This window comes from Shewanella basaltis, assembly GCF_023283885.1.
Lineage (GTDB): Bacteria > Pseudomonadota > Gammaproteobacteria > Enterobacterales > Shewanellaceae > Shewanella > Shewanella basaltis.
The window spans coordinates 24,567-44,352 of sequence record NZ_JAKILA010000032.1 but is presented as its reverse complement, the minus strand read 5'-3'; the positions used below and the strand labels follow the sequence as shown (position 1 = coordinate 44,352).

The window sequence follows — 19,786 nt, the reverse complement described above, 5'->3', positions numbered from 1 at the left end:
CTAGCTATTGACGCGTCAATTCGCCTTGTTAGCAGAACAAATGACAAGCTTGAAAGTGAGAATGGGTAACATGTTGATTTTAAATAGTATAAGATCATCCCTTATCCCGAGCTCAGGTTAAATAGCCTGAGCTTAAAGAACGCCTCTTAAAAAATATAAAATGAGCAACATATTGCTCATTATTCGATTTTTCGCCATTCACTGCGCAATATCTTGCGCAAAAGGCACTAATCCGCCGAGTCTGTAGCACTGCTGACCGTTCAAGATGAAAGCCTTAATTAAAGGGATTTGAGCCATTTTTACTGGTAGAATGCAGCCTTATTTCTATTGGCTTTACGATAAAGGCAGGCTATGACCGTTCTTCTAATGACCCCTCCAATGACCCAATTAAATACGCCATATCCGGCAACAGCGTATTTAACGGGGTTTTTACGCTCACGAGGCTATGAAGCGGTACAACGAGATCCTGCCATTGAACTATTTCTTGAAATGATGACCGCGCCTGCACTGGAGGTTATCCGTCAACATGTAGAAGAAAACTTTGAGCAATTTGAAGACGACGAATTACCTGATGTTATTTTTAATTTTTTAGCCGAATTTGACCGTTATCACCTCACCGTTGAACCTGTTATACGCTTTTTACAAGGCAAAGACCCAAGTCTGGCCATGCGCATTAACAGCCGGCGGTTTTTACCCGAAGGCCCTGCATTTGACGCCATCGCGCAAATGGAAGCCGTGTCGGGCGACGTTCTGCAAGCCGCCTTTGGTAACCTTGGCGTGCAAGATAAAGCCAAATACCTAGCGACGTTATTTATTAACGATCTGTCGAACGTCATCACTCAAGGGGTTGACCCGTACTTTGAAGTCAGCCGTTATGGCGAGCGCTTAGCCGCCGCCAATCCAACGTTTGACGACCTTTATCATACCCTAATGGATGAGCCGAGCTTCAGTTCAGACATTTTAGAGCAGTTGGTTGAACACTATTTACAAGAAACCCAGCCAAGCGTGGTCGCATTAACGGTGCCGTTTCCCGGTAATATGCTTGGCGCCTTACGGATTGCGCAAACCTGTAAAGCCATTAACCCTGATTTACCTATCGTGATGGGTGGCGGCTTTGTTAATACCGAGCTTAGAGCATTAAAAGACCCTAGAGTATTCGAATTTGTCGACTTTATTTGTCTCGATGACGGTGAACGCCCATTAATTACTTTGCTAGAGTATTTTGAAGGCAAGCGCGAAATTGATGAGCTAGTACGCACTTACTTTTTGGCAGAAGATGAAAACGGACAGCCTTATGTTCATCTTAATCAAAATACTGAGTTACACGACATTCCCCAATCTGAGGTTGGCGCACCAATTTACGATGGTCTGCCATTAACCGAGTACCTATCGTTATGCGAAATGCTTAATCCAATGCACCGCATTTGGAGTGACGGCCGCTGGAACAAATTAACCATCGCCCACGGCTGTTACTGGCGCAAATGTAGCTTTTGCGATGTTAGCCTAGATTATATCGACCGTTTCGATACCGCTGGCGCAGACATTCTGGTTGACCGCATCGAAGCACTGATTGCCGAAACCGGGCAAACCGGTTTCCACTTTGTTGATGAAGCCTTACCCCCCAAAGCCTTATTTGCTTTTGCCAAGCGATTGATTGAACGTAACGTGGTGATCAGTTGGTGGGGCAATATTCGTTTTGAGCGCACTTTTAGCCCAGCACGATGTCAGTTATTGGCTGATTCAGGCTGCATCGCAGTCAGTGGCGGCCTAGAAGTTGCGTCAGACAGGCTATTAAAATTGATGAAAAAAGGCGTCAGTGTTGAACGCGTCGCCCAGGTCACCAAAGCATTTAGCGACGCGGGCATTTTGGTGCACGCTTATTTGATGTATGGCTTCCCGACACAAACCGAGCAAGAAACCGTTGATGCATTAGAAATGGTGCGCCAATTGATGCAACAAGGTTGTTTCCAGTCGGCCTACTGGCACCGCTTTGTTGCCACAGCCCACAGCCCAATCGGCATGAATCCAGAAGAGTTTGGCATTACCCTGGATCCACGCCCAGAGGTATTTTTTGCTGAAAATGATGTCGACTTTACCGACCCAACCGGCACCGATCACGACATGCTAGGCGAAGGCCTGCGCAAAGCACTTTACAACTACATGCACGGCATCGGCTTCGACCAACCCATGAGCTTTTGGTTTGACCAACCAGTAACACGCACCACTATGAAAAAAGACATGATCTCAAAAGCCATTAGCCATTTTATTTTGAGCCAAGAAGAGTAAATAGGCAGCCTATCTGCTTTAGAGGTATTCACAAATGCCTCAATGGTACGCTTAAGTTTACCGTCGCTCCCTGATGTAGCATTACTCTGACTCCGTCTTTCCAGTAATGCTAAGCTCCCGGCTCAAGGACGTTACCGAAAGGCATCCAGCTCCACGCCGTCATCCTCGAATGCTTTTATCGGGGATCTACGTGTTAGCTTTGTGCTTATGTACTTTTTGTAATTTATGGCCTGCGGCCACTGACGTCGTGGCGCTTCGCTTAGTCAAAAAGCTGAAACAGTCACATTCATTAGATTGGCGAACCATGACATTCACTCAACGACACGCAGCACTTCTTTTGAAATAAAAAGTCCTTGTAGCTCGGCCGCCCCGTCCATAGGGCGGACGGTCGCCTTGCAAATCATCATGATTCACCTTCTCGGCATTATCTTAATCTGAAGAAACTACAACACTCGGTCAAAAATTAACAATGGGTGGCACGGTTAAATTACTCAGCGTTTCGGCTACATTTTCACTTTTTAACCAAACAAAAGCAGCGAAAATATTGCGGCGGAAATTAATCCAGCTTTTACCGAGTTTGTTGCCGGCTTCAGCCACCTCATTATGGTAAAAATGAAAATGCTAACGCTTCAAATGGGGATCTGATGTAAATGGATTAACAAATGTCGTGATGGCATGAATACCCTGTACGCCCGTTACCCTCCAAAACTAGCTTGCTCTGACCAGTAGGATGCCTGATACACGGAGTACGAGAAAAGCCATGGCTAGCTCATGTCACTTTCTTCAACGGCCATCCGTTTGATTGCTTTGTTAGCTATTTTTTTAGGGCAGTGTTAACGTACTGCCAGCGTGATGAATTAAACCAATTTCCTGGATCAATTTCTCTGCTTGGCTTTAACCAGTGCACACCATCTGCCAATGCATCTTCTTGAAGACTGTATTTATCATTGATTAGATCGTCTTCAAACTGTAGTAACAATTCTTCAACTGAAGAATTGAGCTTCAATGCAACTCTCATATCATAATCAACTAAAATAATTTGACCATAACTACCTACATCAGAAGGATCAAGATCAACACATAACAATGAAGTTCCTGAGTCGTCTCCAATTGGTATGCGTTTTAAGCCAAATGTATAGTCACTTTTTATCTCAGGATCTGCGTACCTAAGAGGCTCTAAAGTATTTGTCGATTTTAAATTTTCTTGAGCTTGAATAATTACGTCTAATTCTAAGAATGGGAAACCATAAAATAGATTGGCAAATTTTGTATAGTCGAAACCATTCCTAGAACGATACATTTTCTTTAAGTTATTTGGTAGTACAGTACCAATTAATGATTCCAATTGTTCAATTTTAGACTCATCAGCAGCACCCTGAAATGCTTCTACAATTAAGGGAGCTTTTTGCTTCAAAATACTTTCAATTTTATCAAACATTCATTTTCCTTATTAGCTAACAGCTTACTGATTAATATCATCCTAAAACCACTATCTTATTGATGTAAATCTGTTTTATGTTACACCGTTGACCAATCAAATCGAGCTTACGCGTTAAAAGTGGACTCTATATTCGACAAAGATAAAAAATTAATTTCAATACATTACAGTATTCGCGATTTATTATTCGTACAACTTTAGTTTAATTATTAACCGATTCAACTTAACAACAAGCCCAAAACCACTACAGCTGTTTTTAAACGCTTCACATAACATAAAAATGACAGATATGACCAGATACAGGATATTTATCCGGCAAGTGTAAGTCAGTTAGAATGGCGGAGATGAAGTTAGGCAAGCACCATTGAAAAAATGCGTTTTCAGTAAACACATTTGGGGGCTGATTGCCAAAAGCGGTACAAGCATTTTACTGCTTTAGTCTGGTATGGGCGAAGCGCCACTGTATAAGTAGCAGCTAGCCATAAGTACAACACACAAGTAGAGCTACCCCAACCAAAACCACTACCGCGAGATAATAAAAAGCCTAATCACCACAATATTCGTGCTGATTAGGCCATTACTAACAAAAAGCTATTTTACGCTAAACGGCCCTGACGAATTGACATACAGTACCACTTCGGTTTTAGCATTAATCACATGCTTGCCCTGCGCGTCTGAGCTAAAGAAGCTGCTTGGGGTTAATGCTGTTAGTGCTTGTTGATCGCCCCATTGATAGGTTGCACTGCCTTTTACCACCAAGGCTTTAAGTGCATTGCCGCTTTCAATCGCTCCTTTAAAACCTGCGGGGAGTTTAACAAAACTGCCATTGGCAGCGTCTGGTTTGCCCCATAAATAACTGATTTGCGCATTGCCCGCTTCCAGCCAGGTTACATCTTTAACATTTAACCAAAACAAGTTGTTTTCAGTCATGTTAATCGGACGCTCACCATTATCAAATGCTTGCTCTACTGGTTTAACTAAATAAGGGCCGCTGTCGATTTCGAGGTATATCAGGTTATCGTCGCCATTGGCCGCAGTGATATGGCTCTCGCCAGCCGGTTGAGTCCAAAACGAGCCACTTGGTAACCACATTTTTTCAGCGCTTGGATCATCGTTATGCATTAAGCCATCAATAACGATACCGCGGTAAGTGATGTTATGAATATGAGGTGGTGATGAAAAACCTTTTTGAAACTTCACCAGCATTCCGGTCGCCACATCTTTAGTGCGGTCGCCCCAAAGATCTGCCGCTTTGGGGCTGGCGTCTCCGCGTGCTGGGTTAAGCATGCCCCACTTAATATTATCGGTCGAAATAACCTTATGATCATTGGCCATCACGGGTAAAGCCATCGCACCTATAAGAGCTGCAATCGCAGTCATCGTTAATCTATTCATGATTGACTTTCCATCTTAGTTAAAATGAGCACAATACCGTGGCCTGATTTTGTCGACAGAGAAAACCCCTGCATTTATGGCACCTTAATGGCAGCACTAGGCCAAACAACGGCATTAACATCGGTGTAATAGTGTCATCTTAGTCTTTTACATTTATTCGATAAACGGGGTAATCTTTAATATACTTTCGCAAAAACGTGGATAATAAAATCAAGTGATAGCTTAAGCGGTAAAAAATCACTTGAGCTAAGAGGAAGCAATATGAAGATGGCAGATTTACGGGTAGTGATAAAAATCGCAGAGCTTCAATCTATCACGGCCGCTGCGAATCAACTCGATATCAGCTCATCTGCAGCCAGTATTGCGTTAAAACGCATTGAAAACGAAGTTGGCGCCGCGTTATTTGTTCGCACCACGAGGCAATTACGTTTGTCTTCTGAGGGGGAGCGCTATCTTCCGTTATGCCAGCAGGCGCTGGATTTATTACAGCAAGGCCAACAGGCAATTAACGACGAACGCCAATCCATCAATGGTGAGGTTCGTATGGCGATGTCGTCTGAAATGGGCCGCAACCTCATGCGCAATTTACTCAATGATTTATTAGCACACCATCCAGACGTTACCCTGCGTCTCCATGTGAGTGATACCCGCGTTGATTTTTACCGCGATGGTGTTGATGTGGCGCTGCGCGCAATGATTGCAGGTGCGGTAAACGAGTCCAACTTTTATGGCTTTAAAATATGTAACATCCCACATTTTTTGTGTGCATCGCCTCAGTACCTTGCCAAGCACGGCGCACCAACTCGCCCTGGCGAACTTATTGAGCACAACGCACTGCTTTACAAACTGTATAATGTCACCCATGACACCTGGTTGCTGCTCCATGGCAAGCAAGAGCATAAAATAAAAATGACTAGCAATAGGGCGTGTAACGATGGCGATCTAGTACGCCGCTGGTGTGTTGACGGCGTGGGAATTGCAAAAAAATCGGCTATTGATGTCGCCCAAGACATGCTGGCCGGTCGACTGCAACGAGTCATGCCAGACTACCAAATCCCACTTACTGAGTTATGGTTAGTATTACCAAGCCGGCAAATGATCACACCCGCTATCCGTTTAATCCGCGATGAGCTCAAACAAAAAATCAGTGCGTTGAGAGTACAGCTCATTAACAATAAAACCCTAGCTGAACATGAATGGCCAACAGATGAATAAAAGTAATATGCATCAGATTGAAGGTTGATTTATCACTGTTCTGCATAGAGAATAGCGCCTAGTTAAAGCAATTGTTAAAACAATAGTTAATTGATAAATAACGCATAGGAACGGCATTAAGATGATGACAAAATGGGCGATACGTTTTTTACAAATGGCCGAACTCGTAGCATCTTGGAGTAAAGATCCCTCCACCCGAGTCGGTGCGGTCATCACCGAAAACAATCGCATCGTATCCTTAGGCTTTAATGGTTATCCTCACGGAATATCAGACAGCGCTGAAACCGATAACCGCGAAATGAAACTGCTCAAAACACTTCATGCAGAAGAAAATGCCATATTGCATGCCAAACGCGATCTTAGTAGTTGTGAAATTTGGGTGACTCACTTCCCCTGCCCTAACTGCGCGGCCAAAATTATTCAAACTGGATTGCGCGCCGTACATAGCCCAAAACCTAACGACGATTTTTTGTCACGCTGGGGCGATAAGATTAAAGTCAGTGAAGATATGTTTGAGCAAGCCGGCGTTAAAGTCGATTGGATGCAAGTAGAATAACCCTACTTTTACACGTCGTTCCGGCAATGCAGTTAAGCCGGAATCCAGGTGTTTACTTGTTGCATTGTATCAGGTCAATTGTTAACGCTTCGCCACAGCTAAGCAATAAAGCGTCTAACTTCATTACAGGTTAACACTGACATAAACTCTGCGACTCTTAGCAATAACTTACAGGGCTTTATCTGAGGTTAATCCTAACGTCGTTCCGGCAATGCAGTTAAGCCGGAATCCAGGTGTTTGCTTGTTGCATTGTATCAGGTCAATATTGAGCAAGTAGCAGTGCAAACAAGGTTATCTACTGCTGCGTAACAGCACTGTTCAAATCCATTTTATACACAGGTGCAGGGATCATCTCTGAGGTAATATAAATACTCTGGCCGTCCTGGCTAAACGCTACCGCTTCGGCTTGTTTTATTGCCGGCAGTGCAATTTGTTGTGGCGTGGTTGAAAACAAACTTAACCACTCACCTTGTGTGGTTTGAGTAAAATAAAATGCGTGGGTGTAGGTTAATATTACCGCAGATAACCCATCTGCCGAGATATCCATCGCGGTGGGTTTGCCAGCAAAGCCTGCCCAAGTATAAATACTGACATAATCGAGTACAGCGGTAGGTAAAGGCGCGATTTCGCCTAATCTTTTGGCTTGCTGCTTAATCATTTGAGCAGATGATTTATTTGATCCACTTTGTAGCGTTGGGGCGATTAATGGCAGCTCGTACAATATTGGTAGCGTATCGCGTTTGGTCAATAGCAGTATTTTACCCTTTACACTGTCCACCGCGACTGACTCACAGTCGTGAGCGCCATCTGGGTATGTAAATGTCATGCTCCAAACCGGTTTGGCAGACAGATTTTTTTGGCCATTAAGTAGGCTTAAATTGGGTTCTTTGATCAAATGTAACTGATACTGCGATCGCTTTGCTTGGTTATCACCCACATCGGCAATCAATAAGTACGACTCACCTTGATATACAAATGAGGCAATATCTTCCCAATCGGTATTGTTGACACCGGTAATATTGACTGTAGCTAACTGCTGCCCCTGAGTATCGATAGCAAAGATCCTTGCCGTGTCACCACTGTCGTTATGTGTCCACAATATTTGATCATTGATCCGTGATACCGCAAGGCCACTGGCTTCGTCAATTGACGGTGCGGTAATGCTACCCGCTTGGCTCATGCCTGTGGGCATCGCGCAGGCACTGGTTGATAACGCTAAGATTAAATACAAAAATACAGTAAGGCGGTTAAACATAATAAAGATTGACTCAGGCTGCGACTGACAGAAAGTAGCGGTATTCTAACAAATATGTATTGCAAAAGATTGCTAAAACGTATCGAGCAATCGTTAATCGTATGGTATTGGAATACACAAAAAAGGCCACTTTCTTTGTTCCGAAGAAAGTGGCCGTGCACGTTTTCAGTGATTGAAATGATGAGTAAAAACCACTAAAAACCAGTACTCGTTATAACCTTATTTATTCACGTATTTAGTACTCATAGCTAAACTGTAGGGTGTACTCTGTGCCAGGATCTTTGGCATACACTTGGTAGCTTTGCTGCTCGTACTCGGTGGTTTCACCTAGAATATTCTTCGCTTTCAACTTAATCGTTGTACTAGTTGTAGGGAAGAAAGTATAGGTAAAGTCTAGGCTATGAAATGGCTTTTCATACACATCGTCTAAACCGCCACGTCCGCCGTAAGCAATACGCTCACCAAACACGTTATACACCAAGGTTGCGCTGTGATAACTGTCGGACGAATCGTAACTGAGTTGCACGTTAGCCACCCATTGTGAGTGCCCAGTCATACGACGTGTTTGGTTAGTTGGGTCGATTTCGCCATTAGGAGCGATATCAATTTCAGAGTCGCCTAGGGTTAAGTTACCGGCCACAAAGAAGTCTTCCCAAATGCTGCCATCACTGCCTAAGAATTCAAGCTCTTGTAAAAACTCGGTTTCAACACCGTAAATATAACCCGACTGTGCGTTATAAAATTTAAGCTGGCGCCCGGCTTCTGAAATACGCTGAATTGGCTCAATGGGTGCGTCAACGTCTTTATAAAATGCACCTACACTGAAGTTATTGCCATCATCTGAGTAGTATTCCCAACGTAAATCGAGGTTAAGAATGTCGGAGCTTTCTAACTCTGGGTTACCAAAGAAATCAAAGCCTGTGACCGGGTCTTGGAAACGCACTGGCGATACTTCGCGCAGGTCTGGACGCACGATGGTTTTACTTGCACCTAAACGCCATTGAGTGGTGTCGGTTTGCTTCCAGGTTAATGACAACGATGGGAACCAACCGTCTTCTGCGATGACATAATCGGCTAAGTCGTAGCGACCGCCTTCGTCTGATATTTCACCGTCTGGGTCAATCGGTAATGTTACACGGCGAAAATCTTCATAACGCACACCAGCATACACACGCCACACATCATCAAAATCAATGTCCATACTAACAAAAACGGCATCATTTTTTTCGGCGGCGATATAATCTTCAGTGTCGGTAGACGCGTCTTTAAGCTCTAAATCTAATGTATCGTTGATGATATTACTGTCTGAGAAAATCTCATCAAAATCACCGGCTAAAATGCTGCCATTAACATTTGATGGGCTTAAATTAACGTCTAGGCCTAAACGTGTGGCATAGCTTTCACGGGTGCGCTCAAAGTATTCATAGCCAGTGGTAAGCTTGAGCACGGCGCTGTCAAAATTAACAGGGTACATTAAGTCCCAGCCGTAATTTTGGCTGTCGTCTTGTAAACGGCTATACACATATTTAGGCGCATCTTGTGTGTTTAGATTGCGCGATAACAACTCGTAGTTATCGTCCAGTAATACGTTATAGGTGTACGACAATTCGTTAGGCGCATAGCGCTCTGAGCGTGCATCTGAAAACTTCCAGTTCAATTCTGCGTCATTTAAAAACTCAATAAAGTGATGGCCTTTAATTTGATTACTAATTAGCGAACGCTCTTCATAATCAACACCGTACACTTGCAGTGCATTTGGCTCACCTAGGGTGTCGATGGTTTCTTCAATGCCTAACGACACATCGTCTGAAGTGTCTTGTAAGTAGGTGGTAAAGGTTTCGATTTTATGGTTGTAGCCAATTTCTAACCCCATGTTAAGCATGCCAGACACCTGCACAACAGAGTCTGTACCTACGATGTCTTTTTGGTTTTCAATCTGAACTTGGCTGCTGTCACCGTCTAATTCAACTTCACGTTTGGTGTAGTTTTCTGCTTGCTTTTTATACGATACGGCAGATAAGGCACCAAAAATAATATCGTCAGTAATGTCCCAACGGTCACCAATGGCAATGTCACCGCGCACCGCAGGATCGGTACTTTGATGTTGGATTGTCATGTCGCGATACAATCCCAGTGCCAATTCACGATTTATTGTTTGCGCCGTTTGATAATTCACAGTGCCATTTGAGCCACTAACGATATCAATTGGGCTAATGCCACCGTACTGATTAATGGTGTCATTAATGGTGCCTGGCATACTGCGGGTGCCGTCATCTTGGCCGGTCCAATCTTTACCGCCACCCTTGTAGGTGTAACTGTCGTCTGAGTCGTTAGTGTTATAACGTCCGCCTACAGAGGCTTTAAAAAAGAAATCTGATGGGATGGATTTAGTACGAATATCCACATGTCCGCCACCAAATGCGGCAGGCGAGTTTGCTGACGCTGACTTTTGCACCGACAGAGACTCGATGATCGATGCTGGAAACATGTCTAAAGGGACGACGTTACGTGTTGGGTCGGGCGATGGTACTGTGGCGCCGTTTAGTGAGGTACTAGAATAACGTTCGCCTAAACCACGTACATAAATAAATTTACCATCTTTTAAGGTTAAACCTGTCACACGACGAAGTGCGGCGGCTGCGTCACCGTCACCGGTTCTTGAAATTTGTTCTGAGCCCATAATGTCGGCTACAGCAATTTGTTCACGACGTTCTTCAGTGGCTTCTGAGGCTGAGCTGCGTAAGCGCCCTGTCACTGAAATAACCTCAATCGGCTCAATCGGAATCACTTCACCAGGGTCACGAGTCGGCTCTGGTTCTTGCGAGTATACGGGGGTAGCTGTTAATAATGTCGCCGCAGAAATCACAGAGATAATGGCAAGGCTTAACTTATTAACGGTAAAACTCGGCTTGGTTTTCATACTTTTTACTATCCTGTATGCGGTTCAGAGATAGCCGCCCTTGCGAGCGGCTATTAATAGGTCACTGATTACTTATCAAGGTGATTACTGTGGCTCAAAAGCCCAACCTTGACGCCAGTCTGTCTGGCCATCGAATGCACCAATGTAGTTGGTTGATTCGAAGAAGCTGTCATCAGTACTTAAGTCTTTACCTTTACCAAGAAGTGTTGTGTCATTTGCAGCTGGCATACCGTCGGTAATGCTTACCACTGACGTTGAGTTACCTTCTTGACCCATAAACCAAGTTTCAGTGTTTATCACGGTCGTACCCGATGTTTTGAATGGCTCGTTACAATCGATGATTGAGTGAGTCATCACTAGAGTACCCGCATTCACATTGTCAACTAGGCTTGATACCGAACCGTCGAGCTCTAAACACTCACCAGATTCCGTTTCAGCAGTGCTTCCTTTACGGCCTTGTACTAGCACGTTGTAAAGCTCGCCTGCGGTACCAACACGTAACAAGATACCTTCGCCGCTGTCGCCGCTCGCATTTGGCGTATCAACACCCGGTAAAATCGTGAAGTTAGCAAGCTTTGGCGCAGACACTGGCGTTGCCGCTGCACCTGAGCTGTTGCTGTCAGCTTCGATACCACGGTTTGCGTTGCCATCTTCATGAGTGATGTACACAAACTGTGCTTTACCGGTCCAACCGTTAGTCCAGTCTAATGAATCGTCAAAGTTTTCAGTTAGGTAAACATATTTTAAGTTAACCGCGCCACCCCAAAACTCTACGCCATCATCGCCGTTAGCATGCACTTGAATATGGTCAACTTGCGTACCACTGCCCACTGCAGCAAACGAAATACCGTTCATTTCTTGGGTATCGTTAACTTTAAAGCCTGCGTACTTAACAACAACGTAACTAATTTGACCGCTGTTATCAGTGTTGTCGTTACCACCATATGGGAAGTCGCCTACCTCAAACGATGCGTCACATGCGTTTTTATCTGGGCATGTGTTAGTTAAGCCTTTACCCAGAATAACTAAACCACCCCATTGACCACGTTCACCTTGTGCACCGGCAATCACATCTTCTTCAGATGTCATAATAATTGGGTAGTCAGCACTGCCTTGAGCCATAATTTTAGAACCACGGCTTACGGCAATGTAGCTGTTAGCAGTAGCAAATAACTTAACACCTGCCTGGATAGCTAAAGTCGCTGATGTGCCTTTATCTTCACCTACAAGTACCGCGCCGCCGTCAATTTTGTACATGACGTTTTGGCCAGCAAGTAAAGTGGTATTGCTTAGCACGTTGCCTTCAAGCGTACAGATTAAGGTCACTGATGAGTCTTTGTATAAGCCCGCAACTGCGTCAGATGCCGTCGTACCTACCGGACAAGAAGTCATCACAGGTAATTCTGCAGGCGTAGTGTCAACATCGTCATGAATGGCCGTAGTCCAACCAACGGTCCAGTCATTGGTGCCATCAAAAGCACCGATATAATTAGCATTTTTTAAACGTGCATCAATGTTGCTTAAATCGGCTTTACCGCCAGTTAATGCAACTGATGATGAATTAGGCATGTAATCTGTTAAATCAGATGCACCAACTAGGTTACCATCTTGGCCGTTAAACCATGCTTCTACGTCCAGTGCCAACGTTGTACCTGCTGCGGCATCAACCTTGGCATCTTTAAATGGCTCGACACAATCAATTAAGCTGTTTTGCATAGTTAACTCAGCAGTGTTTGCATTGTTAACCGTTGCATCATCGTTCACCTCTAAACACTCACCAGAGTCCACATCACCTTTAACCAACATGTTATAAGCGTGAGCGCCCGTGCCTTTACGGAACAAAATACCTTCAGCATCGTCACCGCCGCTGTTGGTACCATTGGCAACCTGGATTGTAAAGTTAGCCAGCGCAGGTTGTGACATAGGTGATGCAGCTGCATCGCTGTTACTGTCGGCTTCAATACCACGGTTTGAACCGTTGTCAGCCTGACGAATATAAACGTGTTGTGCGCTACCTTGCCAACCGTTAGTCCAATCTAATGAGTCGTCAAAGTTTTCTGTCAGTACCACGTTTGAAATTGACACGTTACCGCCCCAAAATTCAACGCCGTCATCATTGTTTAAGTGGATCTGGATATGGTCAACTTCTGTGCCTGCACCCACACCAGCAAAACTAATACCGTTCATTTCTTGGGTGTCGTTGATTTTAAAACCACCAAATTCAACACGAACATACTTAATTGAACCTGAGCTATCTTCAGTGTCATCACCGCCGTAGCTGTAATTGCCCACCTCAAATGACGCATCACAATTGGTCAGATCTGGACAGCTGTTAACAGGCGCATTACCCAATAACACTAACCCACCCCATTGACCAGCTTCACCTTCTTCACCTAAACCTGCTTCTACTGAGGTAAACACAATAGGCTCAGCGGCTGTGCCTTCTGCCATGATTTTTGAACCACGGTTAATGACCAGGTATGAGTCGCTACCACCTAAAATAGTGGTGCCAGGAAGAATGGATAATTCAATTGAATTTTCGTTATCGCCACCCGCAATAACTGCGCCATCTAATTTCCATACAACGTCATCGCCTAATACAATCAAATCGCCATTTTGGCCACCAGTTGTAATGGTTGATGCCGCAGTTGAAGGCGCTAGCGTTCCCTTTAACACCCAAACTTCTTTACCACCCACTACAGTTGAGCTCTTAGTGGCAAAACCACTGTAAGATAGCTCCTGTGCGCTTTGAGTCGGGGTGGTTGGAGTTGTTGGGGTTGTCGGTGTTGTGGTTTCATTACCTGTGTTGATGTTGATATCACCACCACAACCAGCAAGACCTAACGTAGCAGCAAGCGCTGTTGAAAGAGCAGTTAGTTTAAAAAGGTTTTTCAGTTCCATTGTCATCTCCGAAGACGGATGTAAGCGTGTGAGTAAATCGGCTGGATGACAAGCTAACGGTTAAAAATGACAAAAAGACTGCGTAAAAATGACAATAACATTTCACTAACATTGCAAAAATATGCAAATCCAATCGCTGTGCGGCTTAGAGGGGTACTTTGATAAAATAAAATTTTAACAAAAAAGAAAAAATAATAACGTTAACTGAATACAAGCAACATTAAGCAGGGTTAGACAACACTGACATATACTGTCCATAAGCCAAAAACGATAGCAATCGCTCCGGCAGGCTTAAACCAGTTTACACCGTGTTTTGCAGCACTAATTGCAAATTTTTTATGGTATTTCTCTGTGATAAAAACCAAAAAAATTGCAACTATAAACAATAAATTACCCATAAATTCAAACACAAGTGGGTGAGCGGTGTTATGGGCATCTAACAATAATGCCGCACCAATGGCCAGGCGTGAAATGATCTCAACATAATGGAAATAACGTTTCCGACTAAACTGGATAATAGCATGTGAGAACACCGCAGGCTTGAGCAGCATAAACACCCCAAAACAACAAATGCTAATACCCCAAAGACTAATTAATATGGCCATATTGAGTCTGTAAAATAATCCACATAAGCTATATTACCACCGAACAAATGTAATAAAAATGTTAACATGATAAATAAAATTGCATTATTGCTATTGTCTAAATGCCATGTTGCATCCACATTAATGCGCTAATGAGTAAATATCAGCCAGTGAATAATGAGCTTTTGAACCAGCGGCACACATATTGAGATGTAAGCTAAACCGAGTAATTAAAAACATGCCATCGACGTGCATGGTATAAAATAACAATTATTATTAACCTGAGCTCGGGATAAGGGATGAACTTATACTATTTAAAATCAACACGTTACCCATTCTCACTTTCAAGCTTGTCATTTGTTCTGCTAACAAGGCGAAATGACGCGTCAATAGCTAGCCTATTGTAAGTCGATTCAACGCAGTGAGCAGGGCAAAGGACTGTTTGAAAGGCATTTATTATCCCGAGCTCAGGTTGATTAGTTGCAACTTGGTAATTAGGCTTATTGATCAGCAGGCTTGCTTTACAGCAAACAGTTGGCCATAACTCACATATACAACTGCGCGGCAGAAACATTGAGGTATCGTTTTCCTGCATAAAAAGTCGATAAACCAGTAAAAATGGCCAACAAACTCCGCCCAAACGGTTCGGCTAAAAACGTGTTTAACTCGAACAATATTCAACCCGCTAAGCTCAACAAGCCCTAGATGTATAAATGTTCATAAAACAAGTTTAAGGTGAATTTAATGCTAAACTGCCTGTAAAACACAATCTTCTTAATTTGGAGAGCAAAAATGCCACAAGATATTATAGTGTTAGGTATATCAATCCTTATTGCTGTGGGCATTTTATTGCACCATCCCTCTAAAACATTAGGCTTGCCATCATTATTGATATTCATGGGCGTTGGTTTGGCTTTTGGAAATGGTGAGTTTGGCTTTGTTTATGATGATTTACAGCTAACATCACTGATAGGCACCCTAGCCTTAAATACCATAGTATTTGTTGGTGGCCTCAATACTCCCATGAAAAATATTCGCTTTGCCTGGAAAGAAGGCGGCATGCTCTCCACCATGGGGGTGATTCTTACCACTATTATTTTTGGCTTTATATTGAATGTGTTACTCGACTTCAACCTAATAACCTGCATGCTATTTGCTGCGGTAGTGTCATCTACCGACGCCGCGGCGGTGTTTTCAATTTTAGAATCTAAAAAGCTTAAATTAAAACAAGGCACAGGCACTATTTTAGAATTCGAATCGGCCACAAACGACCCCATCGCCCTACTCATGGTGATTATGTTAACCGACTATATTATCAACAGTGCCAACGGTACGCCGACAGCCTTATCGATCATCTCAAGCCTAGGCCAGCAAATTGGTGTAGGGGCGGTAATCGGCATAATCATGGGAAAATTGTCTGTTTGGGCACTAAACAATATCAAACTGCCAGAATTTGGACTTATCCCGGTGTTTATCTTAGCCGCATTTGCCATTACCGTTTCGAGCACTGAAATTTTAGGCGGTAACGAGTTAATTGCGGTGTACATCGCAGGTGTCATCATTGGTAATTATTTAAAGAAAGGTGCAGAGGTAAGTAAACACTTTTTTAATGGTATATCGTGGTTGGCGCAGTCGTTAATGTTTATTATTTTAGGCTTGCAGATCTTTCCGCAGCAATTGCTCCCTGTATTCACGCTGTCGCTATTACCAGCCATTTTACTGATCGTCGTCGCTCGCCCACTCGCTGTGCAATTATGTTATTTGCCGTTTACACAAGCCACCTGGCGAAAACGCTTATTTGTATCAATGATTGGATTAAAAGGGGCGACACCAATTGTATTTGCACTGATCCCTGCCGCTGCTGGGGTTGAAGGCTCGCGAGAAATGATCCACATGGTGTTTTTTATTGTGCTGATTTCGGTCATTGTTCAAGGTTCAGCCATCGAGCCATTGGCCAATAAATTGAGGTTAAACTTAAAGCCTAAAAAGCCTGATTAATAAAAATAAAAAAGCCTAATCAGATGAGTAGGCTTAAGGTTGAACTTTTATATAACTAACAGGCTTTATATTAATCGTTACGTTGATGAGCGTTTATCGCTATACAACCACTGATAAACCGTTGGCAATACCAACAACGTTAAGGCTGTAGAGCTAAATAAACCGCCAATAATCACCACCGCTAAGGGTTGTTGGATTTCACTGCCAATACCAGATGATAACAAGATTGGCATTAACCCTAATGCAGAGGTTAGTGCCGTCATTAATACCGGACGTAATCGTCCTAACGTACCTTGATAAACACTGTCGGACAGGTTTTCATCTGATGCTTGCCTTCGCTGGTTAATCGAGTCCACCAGCACGACACCATTCAATACCGCCACCCCAAACAAAGTAATGAAACCAATAGAGCTAGGTACCGACATGTATGTCTCTGTGATATACAGCGCAATGACCCCACCAATAAGTGCAAGTGGCACATTAGCCATAATGAGCACGACTTGTTTTAGTGACCCAAACGCGAAATACAACAACAAAGCAATCAGTCCTATCGAGATAGGCACCACTAACATAAGCTTTTGCTGCGCACGTTGCTGGTTTTCATATTGGCCGCCCACCACCACAGTGTAACCAGCGGGGAGTCCAGCTTGTGGCACAATGGCGTAAATATCCTTGACCACAGAGCCCATATCTCGGCCAGACACATTAGCTTGCACCACAACCCGTCGTTGCACATCGTCACGGCGAATATTCGGCGGCGCCATTTCAATCACCACATCAGCGAGATCTCCTAAGCGTACAATCGCGCCATTGTCGCCATTGATTAGCAAGTCTTCAATTACATCTGGCGCACTACGATATTGCTGCGCCAACCGCAGGTTAATGTCATAACGAGCATTACCGTCAATCACTTGGCCAGCACTGGCACCACCAATTCCTTGAGTCACTAAGCTCATGATTTCATCGACACTAATGCCATAGCGGGCCAACACCTCTCGTTTTGGCCTAACAACCAGTTGTGCTTCGCCACTGACTTGCTCTAACGACACATCAACCGCGCCGGGGATTTTGGCAACTAAATCCGTCAGTATTTGGCCTTTTTCAGACAGTATTGTTAAATCTGGGCCAAAAATTTTAATCGCTAACTGTGCTTTAACGCCCGATAACAACTCATCGACACGGGTAGCAATAGGTTGTGAAAACGTCAGTAGTAAACCTGGGAATATCGCCAAGCGTTGTTCCATTAACCGTTGTAGCTCAAAGCGATCACTGGCGGATGTCCATTGCTCAACGGGTTTAAGGCCAATATAAATTTCAATGTTACTGACGGGCTCTGGATCACCACCCAGTTCTGGCGCGCCAATACGGCTTAACGCGTATTCCACCTCAGGGAACTCCAGTAACATGGCCTCAATTTTGGGTGCGACATCAATTGAGGTAGCCAAACTGGCGGTGGGTGCCAAAGTGACGCGTAAATTAATCGTGCCCTCTTCCAATTCAGGCACAAATTCAGTACCGAGTTTTGGCAGTAACAACATACTGAAAGCAAACAACATGACGGCTGCAAGCATCACCCATTTTGGACGAGACAATGCGAACGACAATATGTGTCGATACAGGGCATCAATGGGGAACAACACTTTGCTTTGGCGTATCACGACTCCCTTGTTAAACAGGAAGACGGCCAATGCTGGTACGGCCAACAATGCCACGATTAATGCCGCTAGCATGGCTAAAATAATGCTAATTGCCATGGGCTGAAACAGCTTACCTTCAACGCCCTCCAGGGCAAATAACGGCATAAATACAACGATAATAATGGCTGTGGCAAAGAAAATGGGGCTACACACTTCTTTAGCAGCCAACATAATCTTAATCGCCATACTTTGTGGTTCGGCATACTCGTCAAGGTGTTGACCACTGACATGCTTAAAGATGTTTTCAACCATCACCACAGATCCATCAACCAACATACCAATCGCAACAGCAAGGCCACCTAAAGACATTAAGTTAGCTGACATACCATAGTAAGACATGATCAATAGCGCGATCCCGATCGACAAAGGGATCGACAGCAACACCAACAATGTTGCACGAATATTAACCAGAAATAGCGCCAAAATAATCACGATAAAACCAAAGGCCATCAATAACGCTTCAATCACCGTCGTCACCGCTTTATCGACTAAATCGGCTTGGTCGTAAAACACTTCAAATGACACTCCTTTTGGTAAGGATTGCTCAATTAAACTCACTCGTGAATTGATGTCATCTATAGTGGCTTTGGTATTGGCGCCCATGCGTTTAAGTACGACACCAGCAACCACCTCACCCAATACTTGGATATCGGCTTGGTTATTACTGTCAGTGGGTGTTTGCCGACGTGACATGGTCACTGCGCCGACTCTAATTTCGCTGCCAAACGCCACGGTGGCAATGTCGGACACTCTAATCGGTGTACCATTCACTTCTGTCAGTGGTATATCTGCAATAGCGTGTAACCCCTCGTCACCGGCGGGTAGCAAACCATATCCCCGCACGACAAGTTGTTCTTGTCCTTGGTCCATAAACCAACCACCAGCATTACGGTTATTACTTTCTAACGCTTGGCTTACTTGGGTCATCGACAAGCCATAACTGCGCAGCTTATTGGGATCAACTTGCACCTGGTATTGCAGTACTTCACCGCCAAATGATAATACTTCGGTCACACCACTGACTGGCATTAATAGCAGTTTCACTAAGTAGTCGTTCAAACTGCGTAGTTCAAATGCACTTATATTTGAACCAGCTTCAGCGCGCAAAATGTATTGATAAATTTGCCCTAAACCAGACGTATTTGGTCCAATTTCGGGTGAACCAACACCCGATGGGATCATTTCTTTTGCTGCTTGCAGTTGTTCAAACACCTGCTGACGAGCAAAGTAAATATCGGTGCCTTGCGCAAAGACCACGGTGACTAACGATAAACCGGTACGCGATAAAGATCTAACTTCTGTTACGGCTGGCAAGGCATACATCGCTGCCTCAACAGGATAGCTAATCAACTTTTCAACTTCTTCCGCAGCTAGCCCTTCTGCCTCGGTATTGATGGTCACTTGAACGTTAGTCACGTCAGGAAACGCATCTAAATTCAACTTAGGCAACATAACCAAGCTGGCTATCACTGTAGCAACAAGCCCAAGCAGCACCAGTAATCGCTTTTCGATGGCGATTTCAATTAATTTATATAGCATGA

General features: G+C 44.0%; 11 protein-coding genes. 4 read left to right on the top strand and 7 right to left on the bottom strand.

Annotation, left to right across the window (positions count from 1 at the left end; all coding sequences use genetic code 11):
• Positions 1–351: 351 nt before the first annotated feature.
• Positions 352–2,286: a B12-binding domain-containing radical SAM protein gene (locus L2703_RS17995; RefSeq protein ID WP_248972404.1), complete on the top strand. Its 1,935-nt coding sequence runs from the start codon at positions 352–354 to the stop codon at positions 2,284–2,286.
• An 814-nt stretch (positions 2,287–3,100) separates the two neighbouring features.
• Here the strand turns inward: L2703_RS17995 and L2703_RS17990 are convergent.
• Positions 3,101–3,724, bottom strand: a complete 624-nt coding sequence (locus L2703_RS17990; RefSeq protein ID WP_248972403.1) for an SMI1/KNR4 family protein — start codon at positions 3,722–3,724, stop codon at positions 3,101–3,103.
• Between the two features lie 591 nt (positions 3,725–4,315).
• Positions 4,316–5,119, bottom strand: coding sequence for a DUF4437 domain-containing protein (locus L2703_RS17985; RefSeq protein ID WP_428848671.1), 804 nt, complete (start codon positions 5,117–5,119; stop codon positions 4,316–4,318).
• 261 nt (positions 5,120–5,380) lie between these two features.
• Between L2703_RS17985 and L2703_RS17980 the strand changes: the two genes are divergently transcribed.
• Together L2703_RS17980 and L2703_RS17975 are read left to right on the top strand one after the other, a co-directional pair.
• The gene (locus L2703_RS17980) at positions 5,381–6,334 is read left to right on the top strand and encodes a LysR family transcriptional regulator (RefSeq protein WP_248972402.1); all 954 of its coding nucleotides are present in this window, start codon (positions 5,381–5,383) and stop codon (positions 6,332–6,334) included.
• 121 nt (positions 6,335–6,455) lie between these two features.
• Entirely contained in the window at positions 6,456–6,890 is a 435-nt protein-coding gene (locus tag L2703_RS17975) for a dCMP deaminase family protein (RefSeq protein WP_238106437.1), read from the top strand.
• 295 nt (positions 6,891–7,185) lie between these two features.
• Here L2703_RS17975 and L2703_RS17970 read toward each other — a convergent pair whose 3' ends face one another.
• The 4 genes from L2703_RS17970 to L2703_RS17955 all read right to left on the bottom strand — a co-directional run bounded on the left by L2703_RS17970 (position 7,186) and on the right by L2703_RS17955 (position 14,571).
• A complete protein-coding gene (locus L2703_RS17970; RefSeq protein WP_248972401.1) occupies positions 7,186–8,145 on the bottom strand; it encodes a hypothetical protein in 960 nt (319 codons plus the stop codon).
• A gap of 235 nt (positions 8,146–8,380) precedes the next feature.
• Positions 8,381–11,065 (bottom strand): TonB-dependent receptor domain-containing protein, encoded by a 2,685-nt coding sequence (locus L2703_RS17965; protein WP_248972400.1) that lies wholly within the window; start codon positions 11,063–11,065, stop codon positions 8,381–8,383.
• A gap of 84 nt (positions 11,066–11,149) precedes the next feature.
• Entirely contained in the window at positions 11,150–13,966 is a 2,817-nt protein-coding gene (locus L2703_RS17960) for a hypothetical protein (RefSeq protein WP_248972399.1), read from the bottom strand.
• A 230-nt stretch (positions 13,967–14,196) separates the two neighbouring features.
• Positions 14,197–14,571 (bottom strand): hypothetical protein, encoded by a 375-nt coding sequence (locus tag L2703_RS17955; protein ID WP_248972398.1) that lies wholly within the window; start codon positions 14,569–14,571, stop codon positions 14,197–14,199.
• A 771-nt stretch (positions 14,572–15,342) separates the two neighbouring features.
• On the opposite strand from L2703_RS17955, the gene L2703_RS17950 reads away from it, so the two are divergent.
• Positions 15,343–16,548 carry a potassium/proton antiporter gene (locus L2703_RS17950; RefSeq protein WP_248972397.1) on the top strand — a complete coding sequence of 402 codons (1,206 nt, stop codon included), beginning with the start codon at positions 15,343–15,345 and terminating at the stop codon, positions 16,546–16,548.
• A gap of 77 nt (positions 16,549–16,625) precedes the next feature.
• On the opposite strand, the gene L2703_RS17945 is transcribed toward L2703_RS17950, so the two are convergent.
• Complete coding sequence (locus L2703_RS17945) at positions 16,626–19,784, bottom strand: efflux RND transporter permease subunit (RefSeq protein ID WP_248972396.1); 3,159 nt, start codon at positions 19,782–19,784, stop codon at positions 16,626–16,628.
• Positions 19,785–19,786: the final 2 nt, after the last annotated feature.

What these genes read in the sequence shown, in the direction of transcription:
- L2703_RS17985 (WP_428848671.1), bottom strand. Translation starts at nt 5,119, where the DNA reads ATGAATAGATTAACGATGACTGCGATTGCAGCTCTTATAGGTGCGATG.
- L2703_RS17960 (WP_248972399.1), bottom strand. Translation starts at nt 13,966, where the DNA reads ATGGAACTGAAAAACCTTTTTAAACTAACTGCTCTTTCAACAGCGCTT.
- L2703_RS17975 (WP_238106437.1), top strand. Translation starts at nt 6,456, where the DNA reads ATGATGACAAAATGGGCGATACGTTTTTTACAAATGGCCGAACTCGTA.
- L2703_RS17965 (WP_248972400.1), bottom strand. Translation starts at nt 11,065, where the DNA reads ATGAAAACCAAGCCGAGTTTTACCGTTAATAAGTTAAGCCTTGCCATT.
- L2703_RS17945 (WP_248972396.1), bottom strand. Translation starts at nt 19,784, where the DNA reads ATGCTATATAAATTAATTGAAATCGCCATCGAAAAGCGATTACTGGTG.
- L2703_RS17995 (WP_248972404.1), top strand. Translation starts at nt 352, where the DNA reads ATGACCGTTCTTCTAATGACCCCTCCAATGACCCAATTAAATACGCCA.
- L2703_RS17955 (WP_248972398.1), bottom strand. Translation starts at nt 14,571, where the DNA reads ATGGCCATATTAATTAGTCTTTGGGGTATTAGCATTTGTTGTTTTGGG.
- L2703_RS17970 (WP_248972401.1), bottom strand. Translation starts at nt 8,145, where the DNA reads ATGTTTAACCGCCTTACTGTATTTTTGTATTTAATCTTAGCGTTATCA.
- L2703_RS17990 (WP_248972403.1), bottom strand. Translation starts at nt 3,724, where the DNA reads ATGTTTGATAAAATTGAAAGTATTTTGAAGCAAAAAGCTCCCTTAATT.
- L2703_RS17980 (WP_248972402.1), top strand. Translation starts at nt 5,381, where the DNA reads ATGAAGATGGCAGATTTACGGGTAGTGATAAAAATCGCAGAGCTTCAA.
- L2703_RS17950 (WP_248972397.1), top strand. Translation starts at nt 15,343, where the DNA reads ATGCCACAAGATATTATAGTGTTAGGTATATCAATCCTTATTGCTGTG.